Source organism: Bacteroides sp. AM54-2NS (assembly GCF_003602935.1).
GTDB lineage: Bacteria > Bacteroidota > Bacteroidia > Bacteroidales > Bacteroidaceae > Bacteroides > Bacteroides xylanisolvens.
The window spans coordinates 30,011-49,878 of the sequence record NZ_QTMZ01000024.1 but is presented as its reverse complement, the minus strand read 5'-3'; the positions used below and the strand labels follow the sequence as shown (position 1 = coordinate 49,878).

Below are 19,868 nucleotides of genomic sequence, written 5' to 3'. Positions count from 1 at the left end.
AAAATTCTTCAATTCAGTTACCCCAACCAATGAATCATAACCTTCATGAAGTTGGATAAATAAAGTTCAATACCTTTATCATATTCGTTTGCACCAGCCAAAGGAGTAGTGACATGCCCCCAAAGAATGTGATCAGCATCAGTAATAGTAGGCACATAGCATATTAAATCTTGTAAATTGGTTGAACTAAGGCAGAGATTGTCAGGACGGGCAACTATGCGAAGGCGACTATCTAAAGTAAATTTCTGCGCCACTTCCATACAAACTTCATCATTGGTAGAAAGAATAATTTCATCCACATGTTTAGTACTAAGCAATTGCCTAATTTTATTTTCGACCAAACCACCCTCAATGCCTGCAAACGAACGGGTATTTTTATTTTTCACACGTTCACTACCCTTTCGAGCAGGGAGGAAAAAAGCTATTTTATCCATATTGTTATGGTTTTATTAATTCGATTAAAAATGTAACTGATAGATAATATTAGTAGTGAAAATAAATTTACAACAAGCCTACAAATATTGATAAATAGATTCTACATTTAATTCTTTGTATAAAGAGGGTGTTAAAGAGGTCAGGATTTTACCCGTTACATTTGTAAAACTCAAAAAAAGAGTACGGTTTTCATTTGTTAGATCCATTTCCTTTTCAGAGAGTACTTGTCCTTGATAACCATCATAACCTATGAGATAAATTTTATCAGCCTGGAGTTCAATGGCGGTCTGAAGAGCAACTGCAGTACACGAATCCATGTATGTATTTGTAAAAGATATCTGCGAAAGTTCTTGTGTACACTTTTCCGCATATACTGGTACTTCAGTACCCATTGTCCGAGGATAAGGAGACAGAAGGCACTCACCCTTAAAATCAGTTCCACTTATATTTTGCGACAGTCGTTTGGCTTCATTTCCCACCAAACAATAATATTTCTTATTAACAACTTCATTATATAAAGCTGCATGCCGAGCCGTAACAAAAAGTAACGGCATATCAGGATTATTATGAATATATTCCTTTATAGCTTCCTGATGTTCCAGTACACTATTCCCCCCTCCAATAATCAATACTTTCTCTACTTTATCAGCTCTTAACACTGAATAATGCGCATTATCCTTGACCTTATTTCGTTTATTGTCCAAAGCTCTAACAATACTATTAAAACTATAAGTACGATTGGCTACCCAATCCATCACTTCTTTTTGAGAAATAGAATTGGCACCAGACAACATATAAGGCAAGTTTGTACCCCATTGATATTTATCATGAAGTGATTGGAAAGCTGTAATCACATCACCTAACACATTAAAATCAACTTCCAACCCTCCTTTGTTCAAGTAAGTAAGTAACAATTCCATGTTCAAGTTCCCTGCACCACGTCCCATCCCCAAAATTGTGGCATCCACATAATCTATCCCGCATTCAATAGCTGTCAGAGTATTTACCAATCCCAGCTGCAAGTTGTTATGCCCATGAAAACCTACTGGACAAGTTGTATTCTGCTTAACTGTTTGAAAGATTGCTTTCAATTCTTCAGGTGATACGCCACCAAATGAATCAACCATACAAAACAAATCAGCAACCTTATTTATCTTATTCAACTTTGATAAAAAGCCTTCATAATCATCCCACTTAGACATATACATGGTATTGAATCCCACTTCAAAGCCTAAAGTCTTAATAGATTGAGCTAAAATAACTGCTCTATCAAAGTTATTAGGGTCAACAGCTATTCTAATCATATCTACCAATCCCTGAATAGGAACCAACAAGGTATCCAGATCTTCAGGACGCGTATTTTTTTCATTTAACATTACAGCAATCTTCTTAATACAAGTAGTTTTGATATGACGAAGAACTGAAACTGGTGAATAACCAAACTTTCCCATATACTCCTTAGTGGGGATACTACGGTAACCTAACTCAATATAATCAATAGGCAGAACATTCATAGCTTGAATATAAACGTCAACTATCTTTGAATCAAAATCCCAATTGGTGTAATAACCACCATCACGGAGAGTACAATCTAATATCTTCATAGTTTTTTATATATATTTATATACTGTTGGGCACAACTTGCCACTTTATAATTTTCAACATTCTTCAATCCTTTCGCTACTATGTCGTTACGTAATGAATCATTGCTAATTAACGACAAAATTGCACTTCTAAGTTCTTCTGCATCTTTAGGATTATTTACAAGGATGGCTGCACCTCCCGCAACTGAACGCATTGGTTCCTTATTTGTTGAGATAACAGCACGCCCTACTGCCTGTGCTTCAATAGTTATAGCCCCCAATCCTTCGTATATAGAAGGAAAACATACAATATCACAATTTTGATATTCAGCAACCAACTGTTCATTTGAAAGATTCCAATCATTACTATAATCTATGCCAAGTTCTTGAGCAAGTTGAACCTGTGTTTCTGTCATCTTCCGTATTATACGTAAATGGCAATTCAAACCTTTTACAGCACGCATAGTTGTCTCAAGATTCTTATTAGATCCCGTACCTATCTGAAGAATAACAGGTTTATCTTTATTGATGGTTATTTTAGGAGTATAGATATATTCATCTACACTATGATGGTTGGCTCTCACCACTTTATTAGCAACAGAAGGTACCAAACGAATGATTTCATCTCGTGTAAAGTCACTAATAGCAACAATCTTGTCAGCCAAACAAAAAGGGAAATAGAGTTGGAACAGATATAAATAAGCTTTCTTTATTTTTGACATAGGCTTATTGGTATAGAATCCTAAATCATGCACCGTAAGTACAGATTTTACCCCTATCAAAGCAAACATGCAAAAATGAATCTCCCCAGTAATATGATTTATACCAGTTTTCGTCCTATTTCGATAGACATATAAGATGTTCCTCCACATCTTATATAGACTATAAGAAGCATAAGGCACATAATAGCTTTTAACCTGCTGTGATTTACTTATCTCATCTATTAATACAGCAAAAGCCTTACCAATACTTATCGCACTATCCTTGGAACGCGTAAAAAAAACAATTTTCATATCAATCTGTTGTTTCTTTAATAAATACCACTTGTTGACGGTCTACTTTTATAAAATCTATTCCACAATTATGAGCAAAGGCCATATCGCAATCCCCATCTCCAATCATCAGTGTAGTAGCAACATTTATATCCGGGTAATCTAAACATATTTGTTGCCACATTCCAACATTTGGCTTACGTGTTAAATCTTCATCACTCACTCCATCTGAATAATACACTTTGTCGATTCGCCCACCAACAGCCTCAATTTCAGATATCATTTGACTGTGAATATCACTTAATTGTTGTTCTGTCATGTACCCTTTGCCCACCCCTCTCTGATTAGTAACTACAAAAATATATTTGGCTGTTAATGCAAATCGGGCTAATGTATTTAAGACTTCAGGAAGGAATTCAAATTCCTCCCAACACTTTACATAATCACCTTGACGTTGACGGTTAAGAGTACCATCACGATCAAGCAAAATAGTACTATAGCCTGTGATATCAATATCTTTTAATAACATGATTTTAAAACAATAATTTGAAATCAATATTGGCTTGAATATAGTCAGACGGGATACCAATATCCTTAAAATAGCCATCAGAAGTAATCCCATGGAGTGTACCAACCTCACACTGTTTCTCCATAACCTCAGTCTCAAAAGAGAACTTTTCCGGATATTCATTCATAGATAACTTAACACGGTCAATAACGTATACTCCACCATTGATTAGCCCTGCAGAACAATAAGTTTTCTCATGAAAAGCAATAATATGCCCATCAGTTGCCAATTCCACAGCTCCATAACGTTCAAAATTTCGCATAGATTTCAGCGCCACAGTTAAATAGCTATCCATGCGTATATGCTCGTTCATCAATCGAACCAAGTCAACATCAAAAAATGTGTCGCCATTAAGAATTACAACATTATCATTCAAACAATGTTTCAGTGCTTCTCTAATTCCTCCACCAGTACCCAAAGGAGTTTCTTCTACAGCATATTCAAATAAAAAAGGGAAATCATCTCTCACATCATCAACCCATTTATATATCACTTCTCGTAAGTAGCCCACTGAAAGCACCACACGACTTACATCATAACGAGTTAAATATCGAAGTAAATACCATAAAAATGGTTTATTGTCTATTGGAGCCATACATTTGGGAATTTCATTGCCTATAGCTGAACGTAAACGTGTCCCCAATCCCCCTGCTAAAATAATTACTTCCATTACATTGTAATTTATGAATTAAAAAAATAGTCTTCAAGCATTAGACAGAGGCAGTGATAAATTGGCAAATGGAGTTCTTGAATTTGATAGGTTTCTGTACTAGGCACACGAATACAGACATCAGACATGGCAGACAGCTTACTATCATTCTCACCTGTAAGGCCTATTACAACCATTCCTTTTGCTTTTGCTGCAACAACTGCATACAACACATTCCTGCTATTACCTGATGTAGAAATAGCAAATAGAACATCATTCTTACAACCATATCCATACACTTGTTGAGCAAAACAAATTATTGGTTCACAATCATTCATATAGGCAGTAGTTAGAGCAGGATGACCGTCAAGTGCTATTGCAGGAAGAGCACCTTGAAGATTGTCTGCTAGAGTCCTCCCCATTAAGCTATCAATTTCCACTAATTTTTCTACCTCAATTGAAGCAAGATGACGAGCTTTCTTAAATCCTTTCATCAACTCCCCCACAATATGTTCAGCATCAGCAGCACTTCCTCCATTACCACAAACCAATAATTTACCACCATTTTTATAGCAATCTCTAATAAATTCGAAAGCTATTATAATATTACCCTTGCAACATTCCAAATGAGGATATCTCATTATTAACAAATCAAGATTGCTCATATTTAAACTTTATTGGTTGAATAAATTTTCCATCCATGCGCACCACCTTCAGTAAAATGAAAAGGCATCACAAACCCATTAAGCTTCTTCAATGCATTTATTAGCTCTTTTTTACGAGTTGGTTCCACCATCAACATCACAAATCCTCCTCCACCTGCACCACTGACTTTTCCAGCCACTGCTCCAGCAGAAATAGCAAGATCAAACACCTCTTGAATCATAGAGTTAGTAATGTTATCTGCCATCTTTTTCTTATTTTCCCAACCTTCGCCCAGAATCCGAGAAAACTCTTTCATATCCCCCTTCAATAATGCCTGCTTCATATCAATAGCACTCTGTTTAATCTTATGCATAGCCTCAATCGCCTTCTCATTACCTGAAGAAGTATTTTTCTTCTGTTGGTCAATGATAGCGGCACTACTTCGTGAAGCACCTATAAAATAAAGAACCATAGAAGCCTCTAATTCATCTATTATCCATCGTTTTATCTTCAATGGATTAACAATCACAAGATCATTCTTCAAAAATTCCATAAAATTAAATCCTCCGAAAGCGGCAGCATACTGATCTTGCTTACCTCCAGAAAGATCCAAATCTTTGCGTTCTATCTCGTAAGCTAAACGTGAAGCTTCATAGTCACCCAGCGGTAAAGTAAGCCATTCAATGAACGCTTTAAGGATACATACTACCATGGCAGAAGAGGTACCAAGACCTGATCCAACAGGAGCATCGTTATAAGTAGTAATCTTAAAGCTACGAGGTACAATATCAAAATCTCTTATAACTCTGTTATACACACCTTTAATCAAACTTGCATTACCATCTATTTCCAAATATCTTTCTAAAGGATATGACTCATGACACTGCGCATCATCACTATCAATAGTTATCAACCCATCATTCGTTTCTTCAATGGTACAATAAGTATATAAATTAATCGTAGCATTAAGAATCAGTCCACCATACATATCACTATAGGGTGATACATCACTACCTCCTCCTGCTAAACCTAAGCGAAGGGGTGCTTTACTTCTTACTATCATATTATGATTTTATTAGATTGTGTTAAATGGTAAATAATATTAGTAGAAATCAACGACTTATCCGTTTTATAATAAAAAAACAAATAATAAATAGAATAACATCTTGCCAATACCCCCTCAATAAATATCCCAAACTATCACAACCACCACTAGCATTTCGGAACATGGCCAAAAAAGAAAATATTGTTATTAAACCCAATATTGAATATTGAACCCTATTATTTCTGATAATTAAAAAGGTATCTAGAAAAAGAAACCTTAAATACATCAAAAGGCATTCAAGAGGAAAATAAAAGAAGCCAAAAGTTGCAAGACCATCAGCCAAATGACTAGTCACCAGAAGAGAAGCAAATATTGGAACATTCAACGACAATGATTTTAACAAATCGCCACGAGAGAAGATCTCATTTTTATTGTAATTAATCCCCAACTCCTTTAATATAGGCATAGGCAATAATCCCAACACCCTATTCCAATAATCATTATACATTACCTCATTATTAAAACCTACACGTTCTGCATGATATAAAGTATTGTCAGTTACCTTAAGATTACAATAACGATTTAAAGCAAAATTACTAACATATATTTCAGTCCATTCTTCTTCTTTCAAACCTTCAACTCCCTTCTGTTCCTTAAGTCGTCTCAAAAGTTCCATTTTATCTCTATCAAGGTAAGTGTTTAACGTGCTTTTTAATAATTCTGATGCAGATACTTCACTACGAATATTTCGATTAGCAATCATTGCAAGTGAAACATCACTAACAAATGGAACAAAAAAGATGATTGCCAAGGTGCATAAATAATATATTTCTTATTTATTAACTGCCGAGTACTAGTTTTATGTTGGACATAAGACAGTACAAAAAGAAGAGCAAAAGTTCCAAATGGCTCAAGAATAGCATAGCGACTATTCGTCGAAAAAGCCAATAATATAATAAATATGAAATAAAAAGTAGCCAACCTGTTTCTCACAACAATATCATTTTGTTTTTGAGAATTACTATATAAAGAAGGAAAAAATAATATTAAAGGAGCATATTGAAAAAATAAAAAACCTGCTAATGTTTTACCAATCACATCACCAATCTGTACATGAGTACCCATCAAATAGAAACGAATAGCTAACCCCATCAAGCCTAAAATCCAAATAGTCTTATTCGACACACGATCATATAGTCCATATCGATATAAAAGACTTTTCAACTTCCGCAAAGCATTGTGAGATCGTGTAGCGCAATAAAATGCTAAAGCAGAAAAAAGGTACAATACTGTCTCCCCCAAATAAGTATCAAATGGAACTCTGAAATTATATCCAATAGAATTGAACTCAACCAAAGTTGCCAAAAGGGGAAGTATCCTATATAAACTCATAGATAAAAAAACCAGCCAAACAAAAATGTGTTCTTTAATAATAGTTTCATTGAGTCCTATTTTTCTAAATAGACTCCAACAAATCCATGTCATACCACATCCTGCTAGATTCTCCAAAGAAGGCCAAAAAAACATTTCCAAAATAATGGCAACAATAATAATCCTGTTCCCCCACTTCTTGATGAAAAGTACCGAACTTTTACGAGCCATAAATTGCCTTTAAAATATTACGAATCATTCCTCTATTAGAATAATCAGAAGCTATACAACGTTTTAAGCCAAGTTCAGCTATAACTGCTCTTTCTTGTTCGTGAGCCAAATAATAACTACATTTATCCAATAATTCTTCGTTGTTGCTGAAAAATGCAGCTTCTTTTCCTTCTTCAAACATGGCCAAGTGTTCTGCTGTTCGTTCTGCCATCATAAAACCACCACAAGCTGGTATTTCAACAGAACGCGTGGTCTGTTGATCAAAATTAATTTTCCGCAGAAAGCAAAGATTAATACGAGTCGCCTGTAATGACTTGCAATAATCCTCACCTCTTAATCCAGCCCCTTCTACAATCAAATTTGAGTTATAATTTTTATAATCATTCCATTTACCACCACCAAACACTCTGACCTTTATTCCATGATTCACCAAATAAAGAATAGAGGTACAACGCTCTTGTTCCCAAGCTCCTATAAATCCGACATCAGCACCATAGTTTTTATAATCTTCTTCTGTTAATGCACGGGGGTGGTGAAAGGTTGTTTCATAACTATTATTCACAAAATAAATATTTTTAGCACCCAACTGCCGCATATCATCTAAAATATACGATTTATTAGTAATAATATAATCATATAAAGGTACACTTTCTAAATATTGCTGTGTCTGGTTATGACGCAGCGCCATGTTATCAGGGGAATAACTAACAAGCTTTGCATTAGGTTGCTTCTGCTTAATATAGTGTAATGTTTCAGGATAGATCGTAATCCCTTTGTCGACCCAAACTAGATCATAAAGATTCTTATCCACTAAAAAACGGATATTATCATTCTCATGATTACTTTCCGGTACCCTTATAGGAATACCATATAAAAATAGGTGATAGGATATCTTATACCATAATGAACTTTTGACACCAGATGTATTTACTACATCAATTAGGCCAGCATATTTTGTCAATGCCCAATGCCGATGCAAACAAGTATTACTCAACCCGTCCATCGGGCCTATTGAGAGTATTCTCATGTTTCAATATTTTTTTTAAAAAATCTGTATATCTTTTACCATAAGAAGACCATGTTAACTGTTCCTTGGCTGTTCCTGCATATATAGTGAGACCGAGCTTGTCATATTGTTCCATAGCTTCATGTAGAGCATGGACAACAGCCTCTGCAGTAAATTCTTCTACAATAATGATATTATCTGGCTGCTCAACAAATCTTTTTAAATCCTCTGCACCAGAATCCTTACTGCCAACAACAGGAAGATTACAAGCGACAGCTTGTGCTTGCACCATAGCTAATCCCTCCTCCCTTGAAGGCAAAACAAATACTTTTGCTTGATGATAATAATTGATCAACTCTTTTTGATCAACTATACCATGATGTGTAAAGTTCGGCATCTTAGGAAACTCCATATCAACAAGTCCACCTACATGAAGGAAGGAGTAACCAGTTCTATTTATTGCTTCAATAATTAAATCACACCCTTTTCTATAACTCCATCCTCCTATCATTATTACGTCATAGTTTCTTTGTCGAGTCATATCTGGATAGAAATCTGAAAGTTCAACTCCATAAGGATTAACGAACAATTTTTCTTTGGGATAGTTATGTATCATGAAACTCTCATAAACATGTTTAGAGGCAATAGCAATATAATCAGCAATCACATAGCTTTCTAACTCACGTTTAACATTCACATCTGGAATAGGTTTCACCCCTTTATTTGAAGGTATAGATTCCATTACTCTTTTTTGCTCTAGAATATGTTTAGAGCCTCGTTCATAAATGACTAATGCTCCCTTTTTTTTCGCTCTTCTAGGTGCATATACAAAATCACCACTCATAGCAATTACCACATCTGATTTGCGCATGATCCAAGCGGTTATGTAATCTTGGACATTGATACGCAATCGCTTGATCTGTTGACTTCGATTAAAAATTCTACATAAAGCTAAAAAAGGCAACATCAATACAAAAATAGATGCAGAACAATGCTTAGGTAGCCCAAAACGCATAGCACGCTTAGTGGGCACAAAAGAATAGAATTTTACATCAAATCCATTTTTGTCTAACTCCCGAGCTAAATCAAGCACATGGAATCTTCCTGGTGATAGTATATTAATCTTAGTTTTCATCGCTTACCTTTTGATATACCAAATCCTAAATATTTGTAACTAAAACCGTTCAACTTATCATATAACTGAAAAATATAATAATACAAATTCTTCTTTGCAGCATTTGTTGATGAATAATCAAACTCACCAGCATTGGAGTTAGGTCTCCATCCCCCTTGTGCCCGATGAATACATACTACATTCTTCATAGTATTATATCGTGGTGAATCAAAATAATCAGACGGATATATATGAATACCATCTTTTAGTACTTGATCTTGATCTTGATAACCATCAGCATTATAACCATAGTTGTCTACTAATATTTTGCCATGAATCTCCGGTAAAATCAATTGCATATCATAACGAAAAGTTAAAGGTAATTCCTCATTCGTAGAATGAATAAAATGGCGATTAATATAATAATCTACACACAACTTCAAAAAAGGGTGTCCAGCCTCCGCACCAAAACAGTGAGAAGTAACATAACGCTTCTTCGGTAATCCATGAAAGTTAGCCTCTGCTCCTATAAACATTCTATTGTTCAAGAAAGGATCAAACGATTTAAAAACTTCAATATCTGTATCAAGCCAAATACCACCATACTTATAAACTACGTAATTACGTAAGAAATCAGCTGCAAAAGCCCATTTCTTTACACTAACAGCTTCATTAGCGTAGGGACAATTAATCTCTGCCAAAGCTTTGCCATTCCACAAACGGAATTCATAATCTGGAAGGTATTTTTTCCATGTAACCATTAACTCTTGAATATGTTCAGGAATAGGAGCATCACTGAACCATGAATAATGAATTATTTTAGGTATCATATCTATTGTTTCTATATATTTTATTACGTAAACCAACTATAAATGAATTTACAAACATCCTCTCTCTACTATTTATTCCTATTAAATAAATAATAAGCAGTGTAAAAATTATACCTATTATTAAGGAAAATCCAAAGCGCCATATTCCTATAGGCATATGATAGACGATAATAGAATATGGAATGGAACAAATAACAGCAATTAATATCGGATATATAAAGACATTTTTCACATAATATTTAACATTAAAATGCATCAAGGTATGTGCTATATAGAATCGCCATAACAAAGTAGAAATTGTTATTAATATTGCTACAATGTATACACTGTCTGCATCAAAACCCATTTTCAACAAGAAATACGATAAGGGAAAATTTGCAAATAACAAAAGACTAACTCCTATTTGATATTTACGAACATAGCCAGAAGCCATTATTATATTAATAAGAGTTCTAGATAAAACTTCAAATGCAGTTTGTATTAAAGCATATTGAACGAATATTATAGTATAAGTGGGTACCACGCCTAACCACAACTCCAAAATGAAGTTTGTTTCATATAAAATAGGCAGCGAAAACAACATAACAAGATAAAAAGAAAATCTGCTACCAATCATAGATAACTTCTCCACTCGCATATAATTTTCTTGAGCATAAGATTTTGTTATTTGCGGTGTTATTGCTGTCATAAAATTATTACAAAACTGATTTACAGCATTATTAACTTGTTGAGCAATAGCCTGTGCTGCATTAACAAATGTTCCAAAAAATAAATTAATAAGAATGGCGACGCTTGTGACTTAAAAATATCAGCCATACTACTTAAAAAATTCCATCCCGCCATATTAAACATTTCCAGTACAATTGGCTTATCCCAGATAAAATTTACGGAGCACTCTTCAAATTGTCTTTTGCAATATATTCCATATATAATACGAATAAACAATGAAAGAAGAAAAAGCAAAAATGCATATAATATCAAACGATCATGGGAAGATAATAATAGTAAATATACAACCACTAACTTAGAAATAGCCTCAAATATACTTATATAGGCAAATATACTCATTCTTTCATGAGCTATTATCGTAGCATTATACGGTATACTAATTAAATTCACAATAAAAATCAATAAAGAAAACTGTAAAACCCAATTAGCCGCTATCATATTTTCTTTAGCAATATTCATTTTTGTATTCAAGAACCATACAGCCACTGCTTCTACAGCGACAAAAGTTACTAAAGCCAAGATGATATATATTGAAACAGCGACTGAAAAAGTTTTTTTTAACTTCATCAGATCATTTCGTCCTATTTCAAATGCAATAAAACGTCCAATACAATTAGAAAGAGAGTTGGATATTAACGAAAACATAGACACTAATCCCCCTACTACACTATAGATACCATAATCTTCTACTCCCAGCACCTGCAATATCACTCTACTGGTATATAGTGATATAACCATCATGAATAGCATACGAAAATAAAGTAAAAGAGTATTTTGAGCTATTCGTTTATTCCCCCCCTCTATCAATCCCATAAAACATAAAATTAAAAAGATTACAACTCATGTGAGTACTCACTATGTACCTATAAGACCTTTGATGTTTTTGTAGTCGACATTAGTAAATGTCCAAATTAAATAGTCATTTTGATCCCTTCATGCTCAACGTACTTACATGCTTGAAACGGCTGAAAACATTAGATTTTATCAATTGGGAATCTTTTTTTATAGAGATTTCAATGATAACCCTTACGGATACTTCTATGATTCGGGTATAATCACAACGTATATCAGTGCAAATATTATGTGATTGTTTCATTTATAATTGCGAGACATTTTATATATTAAATAATCCCCTCCCAACAGCGATTCCACCACCAATTCAGAGTGCACACACTTACGTTTCCTTAATTCTTTAGCAGGATTTCCACTTACTACCGACATCGGTTCAACATTTTTTGCCACTACACTTCCCGAACTAATAACTGCACCTTCACCAATATGCCGACAAGAGGGAAGGATAAGAACTTTTGTAGGTATCCATACATAATCATCAATCTGAATGCCATAATGTTTATGTTCCCAAAGAACAGAGTCAATAATTATGAGAATTTGTGATGATTTCCGTTTCCGAGCCTATAATAACATGGCTGCCAATAGTAACCGGAGCACGCAAATCTATCTTATCTGTTTGAATGCTAACGTGATTACCTATTGTGAGATTAGAATTTGCACAACGAGCCAATGACAAAGGCATAATAACACCTTCACCAACCTTCGCACCATGCTTACGTGCTATACGAACAGCACGTTCATACTTGAAATGCTGTTTCCAACGGACATAAAGTCCTATAAGGTAATGTAACTTATTCCTACTCTTTACATTTTCACTATAAACCTTATATTGTCTATCAAAGAAAGGGGAAATGTTTAACATATAAAATATACTTTAGTAGTTACCAGACTCTAGAAAGTAAAACATCTTTAATATGAACAGGAATGGGTAAACAGAGAAAGATAAAAATCAGTTTATGCTTTTTATTATTGGGAGCATATCCATACTTATTATACAGCCTTCTCATAACCGGCACTTGTTCCTTTAAAAACGTCAAACGATCTATCTTAGGTGTTTTATAATAATACAAACTATAACATGCTGCTCGATATGACCCCACTCCATACTCTGTAGTAACTCGACTAATATAATCCTGATCATAGACATTAAAATGTTCAAAAAGGGCAGGATATCTTTGCATAAACCCTTCTGCAGCTATAAGCATATTCCTACTTGTAGGTATGGTATGTGATAAAGAGTTAGAGTTCTCGCGAAATGTCCAATAATAGCCTATTTCTGAACATAAATACATAGAGTCGCAATGAAGTAAATAGTCAAAGAAAAACAGATGATCCTCATGATTCTTAATGCGTTCATCGAAACAGATATTATGTCCTTTTATTATACTTGTTTTGTAAAGCTTTGCAAAAGGAATACCAGCAGAAAAAATATCATTGGATTTTACCCCCCCCGTTAACCTTTTATAATATTTATTTTCAACTATATTTGTCATCATTCCACATACAGTTCCAGTATCTAGGCTATATCTTGCAGTATTTATGAAGCTAATATCACAATCTGCTCCAACAAGTAGATTCTCAATACAATTCTTTTCAAGAAAATCATCAGAGTCTACAAAAATAAGATAATCCGTTTGCACAGTTCTTATACCTAGATTTCGAGCAGAACTAACGCCTCCATTCTCTTTGTTCAATAGTAATATACGATTATCTCGTACTTCATAATTATGGCAAATGGTTTGACTATCATCAGTGCTACCATCATTAATCAGAATCAATGTCCATTGCTTATATGATTGCTTAATAATACTATCAATACATCTTTTTAAAGTGGACTCTGCATTATAAATAGGTATAATAATTGAAATAGATTTATCTTCCATATTTACGTTCTTAAAATTTTAATAATCAGATTAGTAACAGAGAATAATTCCCTAGTTAATGTAAAAATATGATTTACTTGAAAATCAGAACTTAACAAGCTAAATATTTACATTTTAGATATTTACTCCTCCTTTATTTTATGCTCGCCATAACCGTATCCATAGCCATAACGCTTACCATAGCCATAGTACTTGCCATATTTACCATAACCATAGTAATAGCCATACTTATTTTTTTGAAGATCAAGACCATTAATAACGGTACAGATATTGGGAAGCTTATTATCAGCAGCCAACTCATTAATCAAGGTAAACTCTGCTTTCCGAGTATAATCAGCACGACATACATAAACGGATAAGTCAGCTACACGCCCTACAAGCAAAGTATCAGTCACCATACCAACAGGGGCAGTATCCAAAATTACATAATCAAAGTTCTTTTTCAATATTTCAATCGCTTTATCTAAACCATCACGAGCCAGTAATTCCGTAGGATTAGGTGGTACTGTTCCACCAGGAAGAATATATAAATTCTTACTAACATCCGAAGGCTGAACGAAATCCATTAGATTCTTTTCAGGATTTGACAGATATTGAGTAATCCCCTGCTCTTTTCGAGGGATATTAAAGACTTTATTCAAACCGGGTTTACGAATATCAAGCCCTACAATTACTACCCTCTTTCCTAATAAAGATAGACTAATCGCAAGATTTGAAGAAATAAAAGACTTACCTTCACCACTAACTGTTGAAGTCACCAGAATTACTTTCTGACCATTTTCAAGTATAAACTGTAGATTAGTACGGACATTACGAAAAGTCTCACTCATTAAAGTATTCTGATTCTCAAACACTGCAATAGAGCCTGTTTTTTCATCAGTCAAAGGTACATCACCCACAATAGGTAGACTTGTTAATTTCTCAACATCACCACGCCCTTCTATTTTGAACTTAGTCAGACCAAGTAAGAAAATAACACCAACAGGCAATCCCACTCCTACCACTAAAGCAATCATATAAATCATTTTAGGCTTTGGAGAAACCGGTCCACCTTCAGCTACCGGTTCATCTATAATCTTAGCATTATTTGCGGTAGCTGCTAGAGTTATAGCGTTCTCTTCACGTTTCTGCAAAAGCATTAGATAAAGTCCTGCTTTGATTTCCTGCTGACGCGCAATACTTACATACTGACGTTCTTGGCCCGGAGCATCACTGATACGACGAGAAAAGCGACTAGCCTCACGATCCAGATCAGCCTTTACAATAAGTAAACCTTGCAAAGTACCATCAATAGCAGCTTGTACATTCGCTTTCATAGCACGAATACTCGTATCTAGATTTACAATCATCGGATTATTCTCCGTAGAAGTACGTAGCAAACGCTTACGTTCGAAAATTAATTCATTGTAACGATCTATCTGAGTAGTCAAACCATTATCAGACAAACCAATGTTAGCAGGTAATACTTCATATTCATTTGACGGGTTATTGATGTATTTAGTAAGATCACGAATCAAATTAATTTGAGTTCCATTTTCTACACGTTTCCTTTCATATTCTGCATTTCCTTCAACAGCTAATTGGGCATCACTACCGATATTAGTTAATCCGGCATTTCTTTTAAATGCTTCCAGCTTATCTTCTGTACTTCCAAGTTCTTCATCAATAATCTTAATACGCTCATTGATAAATTCCTTTGTTTTCTCCGCAACCTCATTCTTATCATTATTCGTATTACGGTTATACATCTCCATCAGTTTATTGATAAAATCCTGACCACGCTGTATATTTGTATTCATTAGTGAAACAACTGCAACAGACGTTGTTTTAGAGGTAGGTGCTATATTCAATACCCCCTGATATCCTTTTGCTACCACAAATGGCTGACTAACAATAGCACTGATATTCCGTATCGTATTTTGTCCTTCTACCCTCCCATTCGACAAGGAATCTCTCAAGGTAAACCCAAATGTACCCGCATCTGTAGGCAACACTGCTGGAAGTTTATCAAAATGTTTATTATAGTCATATACACCTACCCTTAGATTTACATCCAAACCACCTTCTGGTGCAAGTTTCATATTAACAAAAGCTACATCCGACAAATTATCGGCCTCCTGTGCCGTCAGATTTACGACTACTGGAGAAGTCTTATATAATTCCTTTTTAGGAAACTCATCCTCATCATAATAAGTAATATAAAGTTCGAGATTATTAATAACTTCTTTCAAGATTGTCTTGGAGCGTAGCACTTCTATCTCGTTATCGATACTCTGCGCAGAAGTAATCATTCCACCTAATCCCAAACTTTCAATATCAGCAGCATTTCCGCTCCCACTCTTTTTATCATCTTTTATCATGATGGAAGCAGAAACCTGATAAACAGGAGTCTGAAAATGTAAATACATCCAAGCACCAACCAAACAAGCTAAAACGGAAGCAACAAACCAAGGCCAATGAATAATATACTTAAAGAGAATTTCCTGATAATTTACTTTCTCTTCATCTAAATCACTCATATTATTGTTATACGAATTCTCTTTCATTACTAATCACTTATTTAATAAAATTACCAATATATTTGCTAGTGAAACCAGAATAGAGGTACTAGACAGCCATAATCCCGTATTGGTTCCTATATCCGAATTCTTAGCCTTAGTCTTATTAGGTGTCACATAAATTATATCATTCTGCTGTAACTGATAATAAGGAGACAGTACCGTTTCAGCCTTATTCAAATCCATAGTAATAATTTCCTGCTTGTTATCTTGCCCTGTCCGGATCAATTTCACATTATCACGCATGCCATAAATAGTCAAATCACCTGCCATGGCAAGCGCCTCCAGCAAATTAATCTTCTCGTTAGAGACTACAAAGCTGCCTGGCTTGGTGACCTCCCCTAATACCGAAATCCGATAATTTACAATACGTACAGTTACAAGCGGTGCTTCTTTCAAATAAACCTCAACTTATCTACAATCAGGTTTTCTATTTCCAGCTTTGTCAATCCACCTACATGAATCTCACCCAACACTGGAAAGTTGATATTCCCCTGATTATCTACCAAATATTGCTGTAGAGCAGTTGACTCGATTCCTTGTCCCACTGTCTTTCCCTCCGTTCCACTAGCAGTACCCGAATTTGCCAGATTGAAAGGTGCAGCCAGTTCCGGAGTAGAACAAGACACGGCAATCGTCAACAAATCCTTGGGCATAACCTTCACACCTGTCTGATGAATACTCTGTTCTGTATCATTCACAAAAGCCGTATCCTGCAAATAAGGCACTTTCTTATATGATTGGCAGGATACCAGCAAAAAAGCAAGTAACGCACCCAAAGTCAATCGTTTCAATTTTCTCATAACCACCTACTCATGTAAATTACAACTATTGATTTAATTTTTATTCAAATTCCAATTCTGACCTAATACGCCTCTTTATCCCCACGGATTACGTTATACACAGTCTTATACATGATATACAGATCCAAAAGAAACGTCCAATGCTCGATATACCAGATGTCACGTTGCACACGTCCTTCCATCTGCCAAAGCTCTTTCGTTTCTCCACGGAAACCTGTCACCTGTGCCCAGCCTGTAATACCCGGTTTAACAAAATGACGAACCATATATTTATTTATCAAATGAGAATATTCTTCTGTGTGCTTCAACATGTGCGGACGGGGACCCACTAAAGACATATCCCCTTTCAGTACATTAATAAATTGAGGAAGTTCATCCACATTCGTCTTGCGAATCAGATCGCCTATTCGGGTTTTACGAGGATCATGTTCTGTAGCCTGAAGTGTATCACTTAGAGCATTCACCCGCATCGAACGGAACTTATAGCACCAGAATTCACGACCATCTTCACCGCTTCGTTTCTGTTTGAAAAGGACAGGTCCGGGAGAACTTATCTTTATTGCCAGCCCCACAATGATATATATAATCGGGAAAAGGGTACAAAGGAACAGTAGCGAGCAAATAATATCAAAGCCACGTTTCACAATACGATTTTCCAATAACTCAAGTGGCTCACGACGGATAGAAAGTACCGGAACATTACCCAGCATTTCAAAATACATTCTCCGTTTCAAATAGTTCCGGACATTGGGAACACTGAAAAAACGAATCAGATGGTTCTCACAATAGTTGATAATCGGCATAATTTCAGTACTACGGGCGGAAGGAAGACTGCAATAAAGCTGATCTACCTTTCCCGCATTACGGGTCAAATAATCAACAGCTTCGCACGGCTGTCCCAAATAAGCTATATTCATAGGATAGCGGTCTGATGGAAAATCTTCAAAATATCCTAGTACACGATATCCGGATGTCGGATCATCCGTCATGGAATGATAAAGTTCCTGCATATTTTCATGGCTACCCACCAGTACTACCTTTCGGACATTTTCCCCACTTTTACGATAAAGCTCCAGAATATAACGAAACGTCAGGCGATAAGAAATAATAACGATAATGAGAACTACATAAAATGCCCCCAGCTGACGCAGGTTAACACATTCAAAATGGAATATGTACGAAAGGCCCAGCACCATCAATACAAAAGGAATCATGTTCCGTGCCACCCGAAGCATTATTTGCTCCGGACGAACCACCGGACGATGAAGAATCACTCCAGAACGAATGTTGCAAACCAGATAACATAAAGTCATCAAAGCCATATTCTGGAAAAGAGGCATGGAAAACTCAAAAGGAGAACGGTTTCCCCAAAGAGAACCAAACACCCACAACAGTAAGTTCAGTAAGATGATGTCCCCTGAAAGGACAAAAGATTTTAGGACTTTATTAAAACGTTGGACTTCCTGCATTACTTTATTCTTGATTTAGATTTTCATCCATATCCTCATTTTTCTCCCTATACTCAATATAAAGTTCTCCCCATCTACCATTTTGGCTCGAAACTCTTCTTTTGTGAGATTGTCATAGTAATAGGAAAAAAGACGGGTAAAATCACTTAGACGTAAATCTCCCCAGATGTCATCTTGTAATAAGTGGGTTTTCCCATGTGGATTTCTTTACGCATAGCCTCTATTGACAAGTGAGCACGTTCAAACTGCTCTGCGATAAAATGGCCCAGTACGGGATGATTAAATTTTTTCATGTTTATAATTTTATTAGTTGTTAAATACATTGTATTATATGTTAATTTTATGCATATCTGTTCAGACATGTCTGAACGATATATTTAAAAGCTATTTCTACCTTCGCACCGCGTTTTGAAAATTCAAGACGATAATCAAAAAATATAAATGTTATGACAAACGATTTCAGAATGTCTTATTTCATGCCTCCCATTGCTCCCATCAAAAATGAACTGGGGCGGATTGTTACTCCTGCAACACTTATTCCCTCCTGCGAAGTCTCCGTAGAACAAGTTTTTCAAATGATAACCTGCAACGAGAATCTCAAAATTCTGACCGAACAAGTACGCAATTCCGGAGATATACGGACAGCAAAAGCATCACTATTGCCATACGTGACTCCCTGTGGTACGTTCTCGCGTCGCAACAGCAAATGTTTCGTAGCTTCTTCACATCTGGTGGTGGTAGATATCGACCATCTCGACTCCTATCAGGAGGCAGTGGAAATGCGCAGTACATTGTTTAATGACCACCTTCTGCATCCTGTACTCACGTTTATCAGTCCCAGCGGACGGGGTGTAAAAGCATTCGTACCCTACGATCATTTACCCATGGCTAACGACACAAACAGTATCATCGAAAATATGAAGCTGGCAATGATGTTCACTGTGTTGCTCTATGGTACTGAAACACCTCCTCCATTCGGAGAAAAACGCAAAGGGGTAGACTTTTCCGGTAAGGACATTGTAAGGTCTTGTTTTCTTAGTCATGATCCGGGAGCGTTGTTTAGAAACAACAAATAATTAGATATTAAAAACTATAAATTAAAATT

Annotated in this window: 20 protein-coding genes and 1 pseudogene; 1 reads left to right on the top strand and 20 read right to left on the bottom strand. The window is 35.4% G+C overall.

Going from position 1 to position 19,868, the window contains the following annotated elements:
• Positions 1-17: 17 nt before the first annotated feature.
• The 20 genes and pseudogenes from DXA05_RS27760 to DXA05_RS26535 form a co-directional block, all read right to left on the bottom strand.
• The gene (locus DXA05_RS27760; RefSeq protein WP_284515582.1) at positions 18-434 is read right to left on the bottom strand and encodes a hypothetical protein; all 417 of its coding nucleotides are present in this window, start codon (positions 432-434) and stop codon (positions 18-20) included.
• A gap of 78 nt (positions 435-512) precedes the next feature.
• Positions 513-2,039 (bottom strand): aldolase catalytic domain-containing protein, encoded by a 1,527-nt coding sequence (locus tag DXA05_RS15520; RefSeq protein WP_004309145.1) that lies wholly within the window; start codon positions 2,037-2,039, stop codon positions 513-515.
• Positions 2,036-3,031, bottom strand: a complete 996-nt coding sequence (locus DXA05_RS15515; protein WP_004309146.1) for a glycosyltransferase — start codon at positions 3,029-3,031, stop codon at positions 2,036-2,038. The genes DXA05_RS15520 and DXA05_RS15515 overlap by 4 nt, the downstream gene beginning before the upstream one ends.
• A gap of 1 nt (position 3,032) precedes the next feature.
• Complete coding sequence (locus tag DXA05_RS15510; RefSeq protein ID WP_128859358.1) at positions 3,033-3,539, bottom strand: HAD-IIIA family hydrolase; 507 nt, start codon at positions 3,537-3,539, stop codon at positions 3,033-3,035.
• A 4-nt stretch (positions 3,540-3,543) separates the two neighbouring features.
• On the bottom strand, positions 3,544-4,248 hold the full coding sequence (locus DXA05_RS15505; protein ID WP_004309148.1) for a nucleotidyltransferase family protein: 705 nt from the start codon (positions 4,246-4,248) through the stop codon (positions 3,544-3,546).
• An 11-nt stretch (positions 4,249-4,259) separates the two neighbouring features.
• Positions 4,260-4,892 (bottom strand): SIS domain-containing protein, encoded by a 633-nt coding sequence (locus tag DXA05_RS15500; protein WP_004309149.1) that lies wholly within the window; start codon positions 4,890-4,892, stop codon positions 4,260-4,262.
• A gap of 2 nt (positions 4,893-4,894) precedes the next feature.
• Positions 4,895-5,935, bottom strand: coding sequence for a dehydrogenase (locus tag DXA05_RS15495; RefSeq protein ID WP_004309150.1), 1,041 nt, complete (start codon positions 5,933-5,935; stop codon positions 4,895-4,897).
• A 49-nt stretch (positions 5,936-5,984) separates the two neighbouring features.
• On the bottom strand, positions 5,985-6,680 hold the full coding sequence (locus tag DXA05_RS27755) for a hypothetical protein (RefSeq protein ID WP_284515581.1): 696 nt from the start codon (positions 6,678-6,680) through the stop codon (positions 5,985-5,987).
• Positions 6,677-7,519, bottom strand: a complete 843-nt coding sequence (locus DXA05_RS27750; RefSeq protein ID WP_284515580.1) for a hypothetical protein — start codon at positions 7,517-7,519, stop codon at positions 6,677-6,679. Before DXA05_RS27750 ends, DXA05_RS27755 begins: the two co-directional genes overlap by 4 nt.
• The gene (locus DXA05_RS15485) at positions 7,509-8,546 is read right to left on the bottom strand and encodes a glycosyltransferase (protein WP_074911503.1); all 1,038 of its coding nucleotides are present in this window, start codon (positions 8,544-8,546) and stop codon (positions 7,509-7,511) included. Before DXA05_RS15485 ends, DXA05_RS27750 begins: the two co-directional genes overlap by 11 nt.
• The gene (locus DXA05_RS15480) at positions 8,506-9,660 is read right to left on the bottom strand and encodes a glycosyltransferase family 4 protein (protein ID WP_004309153.1); all 1,155 of its coding nucleotides are present in this window, start codon (positions 9,658-9,660) and stop codon (positions 8,506-8,508) included. The genes DXA05_RS15485 and DXA05_RS15480 overlap by 41 nt, the downstream gene beginning before the upstream one ends.
• Positions 9,657-10,469: a glycosyltransferase gene (locus DXA05_RS15475; RefSeq protein WP_004309154.1), complete on the bottom strand. Its 813-nt coding sequence runs from the start codon at positions 10,467-10,469 to the stop codon at positions 9,657-9,659. The genes DXA05_RS15480 and DXA05_RS15475 overlap by 4 nt, the downstream gene beginning before the upstream one ends.
• Complete coding sequence (locus tag DXA05_RS15470) at positions 10,459-11,157, bottom strand: hypothetical protein (RefSeq protein ID WP_128859357.1); 699 nt, start codon at positions 11,155-11,157, stop codon at positions 10,459-10,461. Before DXA05_RS15470 ends, DXA05_RS15475 begins: the two co-directional genes overlap by 11 nt.
• Before the next feature lie 20 nt (positions 11,158-11,177).
• A complete protein-coding gene (locus DXA05_RS15465) occupies positions 11,178-12,011 on the bottom strand; it encodes a hypothetical protein (RefSeq protein ID WP_128859356.1) in 834 nt (277 codons plus the stop codon).
• 559 nt (positions 12,012-12,570) lie between these two features.
• Positions 12,571-12,912 (bottom strand): hypothetical protein, encoded by a 342-nt coding sequence (locus DXA05_RS27745; RefSeq protein WP_224262794.1) that lies wholly within the window; start codon positions 12,910-12,912, stop codon positions 12,571-12,573.
• 19 nt (positions 12,913-12,931) lie between these two features.
• Complete coding sequence (locus tag DXA05_RS15455) at positions 12,932-13,933, bottom strand: glycosyltransferase family 2 protein (protein WP_128859355.1); 1,002 nt, start codon at positions 13,931-13,933, stop codon at positions 12,932-12,934.
• Between the two features lie 122 nt (positions 13,934-14,055).
• On the bottom strand, positions 14,056-16,479 hold the full coding sequence (locus tag DXA05_RS15450) for a polysaccharide biosynthesis tyrosine autokinase (RefSeq protein WP_004309156.1): 2,424 nt from the start codon (positions 16,477-16,479) through the stop codon (positions 14,056-14,058).
• A gap of 6 nt (positions 16,480-16,485) precedes the next feature.
• Positions 16,486-17,294: pseudogene (locus tag DXA05_RS15445) on the bottom strand (polysaccharide biosynthesis/export family protein).
• A gap of 62 nt (positions 17,295-17,356) precedes the next feature.
• The gene (locus tag DXA05_RS15440; RefSeq protein WP_004309158.1) at positions 17,357-18,763 is read right to left on the bottom strand and encodes an undecaprenyl-phosphate glucose phosphotransferase; all 1,407 of its coding nucleotides are present in this window, start codon (positions 18,761-18,763) and stop codon (positions 17,357-17,359) included.
• A gap of 146 nt (positions 18,764-18,909) precedes the next feature.
• Positions 18,910-19,056 (bottom strand): hypothetical protein, encoded by a 147-nt coding sequence (locus DXA05_RS26535; protein WP_162487412.1) that lies wholly within the window; start codon positions 19,054-19,056, stop codon positions 18,910-18,912.
• Positions 19,057-19,209: 153 nt separating this feature from the next.
• Between DXA05_RS26535 and DXA05_RS15435 the strand changes: the two genes are divergently transcribed.
• On the top strand, positions 19,210-19,839 hold the full coding sequence (locus tag DXA05_RS15435; RefSeq protein WP_004307286.1) for a BT4734/BF3469 family protein: 630 nt from the start codon (positions 19,210-19,212) through the stop codon (positions 19,837-19,839).
• The last annotated feature ends 29 nt before the right edge of the window (positions 19,840-19,868 follow it).

What these genes read in the sequence shown, in the direction of transcription:
- DXA05_RS27760 (WP_284515582.1), bottom strand. Translation starts at nt 434, where the DNA reads ATGGATAAAATAGCTTTTTTCCTCCCTGCTCGAAAGGGTAGTGAACGT.
- DXA05_RS15520 (WP_004309145.1), bottom strand. Translation starts at nt 2,039, where the DNA reads ATGAAGATATTAGATTGTACTCTCCGTGATGGTGGTTATTACACCAAT.
- DXA05_RS15515 (WP_004309146.1), bottom strand. Translation starts at nt 3,031, where the DNA reads ATGAAAATTGTTTTTTTTACGCGTTCCAAGGATAGTGCGATAAGTATT.
- DXA05_RS15510 (WP_128859358.1), bottom strand. Translation starts at nt 3,539, where the DNA reads ATGTTATTAAAAGATATTGATATCACAGGCTATAGTACTATTTTGCTT.
- DXA05_RS15505 (WP_004309148.1), bottom strand. Translation starts at nt 4,248, where the DNA reads ATGGAAGTAATTATTTTAGCAGGGGGATTGGGGACACGTTTACGTTCA.
- DXA05_RS15500 (WP_004309149.1), bottom strand. Translation starts at nt 4,892, where the DNA reads ATGAGCAATCTTGATTTGTTAATAATGAGATATCCTCATTTGGAATGT.
- DXA05_RS15495 (WP_004309150.1), bottom strand. Translation starts at nt 5,935, where the DNA reads ATGATAGTAAGAAGTAAAGCACCCCTTCGCTTAGGTTTAGCAGGAGGA.
- DXA05_RS27755 (WP_284515581.1), bottom strand. Translation starts at nt 6,680, where the DNA reads ATGATTGCTAATCGAAATATTCGTAGTGAAGTATCTGCATCAGAATTA.
- DXA05_RS27750 (WP_284515580.1), bottom strand. Translation starts at nt 7,519, where the DNA reads ATGGCTCGTAAAAGTTCGGTACTTTTCATCAAGAAGTGGGGGAACAGG.
- DXA05_RS15485 (WP_074911503.1), bottom strand. Translation starts at nt 8,546, where the DNA reads ATGAGAATACTCTCAATAGGCCCGATGGACGGGTTGAGTAATACTTGT.
- DXA05_RS15480 (WP_004309153.1), bottom strand. Translation starts at nt 9,660, where the DNA reads ATGAAAACTAAGATTAATATACTATCACCAGGAAGATTCCATGTGCTT.
- DXA05_RS15475 (WP_004309154.1), bottom strand. Translation starts at nt 10,469, where the DNA reads ATGATACCTAAAATAATTCATTATTCATGGTTCAGTGATGCTCCTATT.
- DXA05_RS15470 (WP_128859357.1), bottom strand. Translation starts at nt 11,157, where the DNA reads ATGACAGCAATAACACCGCAAATAACAAAATCTTATGCTCAAGAAAAT.
- DXA05_RS15465 (WP_128859356.1), bottom strand. Translation starts at nt 12,011, where the DNA reads ATGGGATTGATAGAGGGGGGGAATAAACGAATAGCTCAAAATACTCTT.
- DXA05_RS27745 (WP_224262794.1), bottom strand. Translation starts at nt 12,912, where the DNA reads ATGTTAAACATTTCCCCTTTCTTTGATAGACAATATAAGGTTTATAGT.
- DXA05_RS15455 (WP_128859355.1), bottom strand. Translation starts at nt 13,933, where the DNA reads ATGGAAGATAAATCTATTTCAATTATTATACCTATTTATAATGCAGAG.
- DXA05_RS15450 (WP_004309156.1), bottom strand. Translation starts at nt 16,479, where the DNA reads ATGAAAGAGAATTCGTATAACAATAATATGAGTGATTTAGATGAAGAG.
- DXA05_RS15440 (WP_004309158.1), bottom strand. Translation starts at nt 18,763, where the DNA reads ATGCAGGAAGTCCAACGTTTTAATAAAGTCCTAAAATCTTTTGTCCTT.
- DXA05_RS26535 (WP_162487412.1), bottom strand. Translation starts at nt 19,056, where the DNA reads ATGAAAAAATTTAATCATCCCGTACTGGGCCATTTTATCGCAGAGCAG.
- DXA05_RS15435 (WP_004307286.1), top strand. Translation starts at nt 19,210, where the DNA reads ATGACAAACGATTTCAGAATGTCTTATTTCATGCCTCCCATTGCTCCC.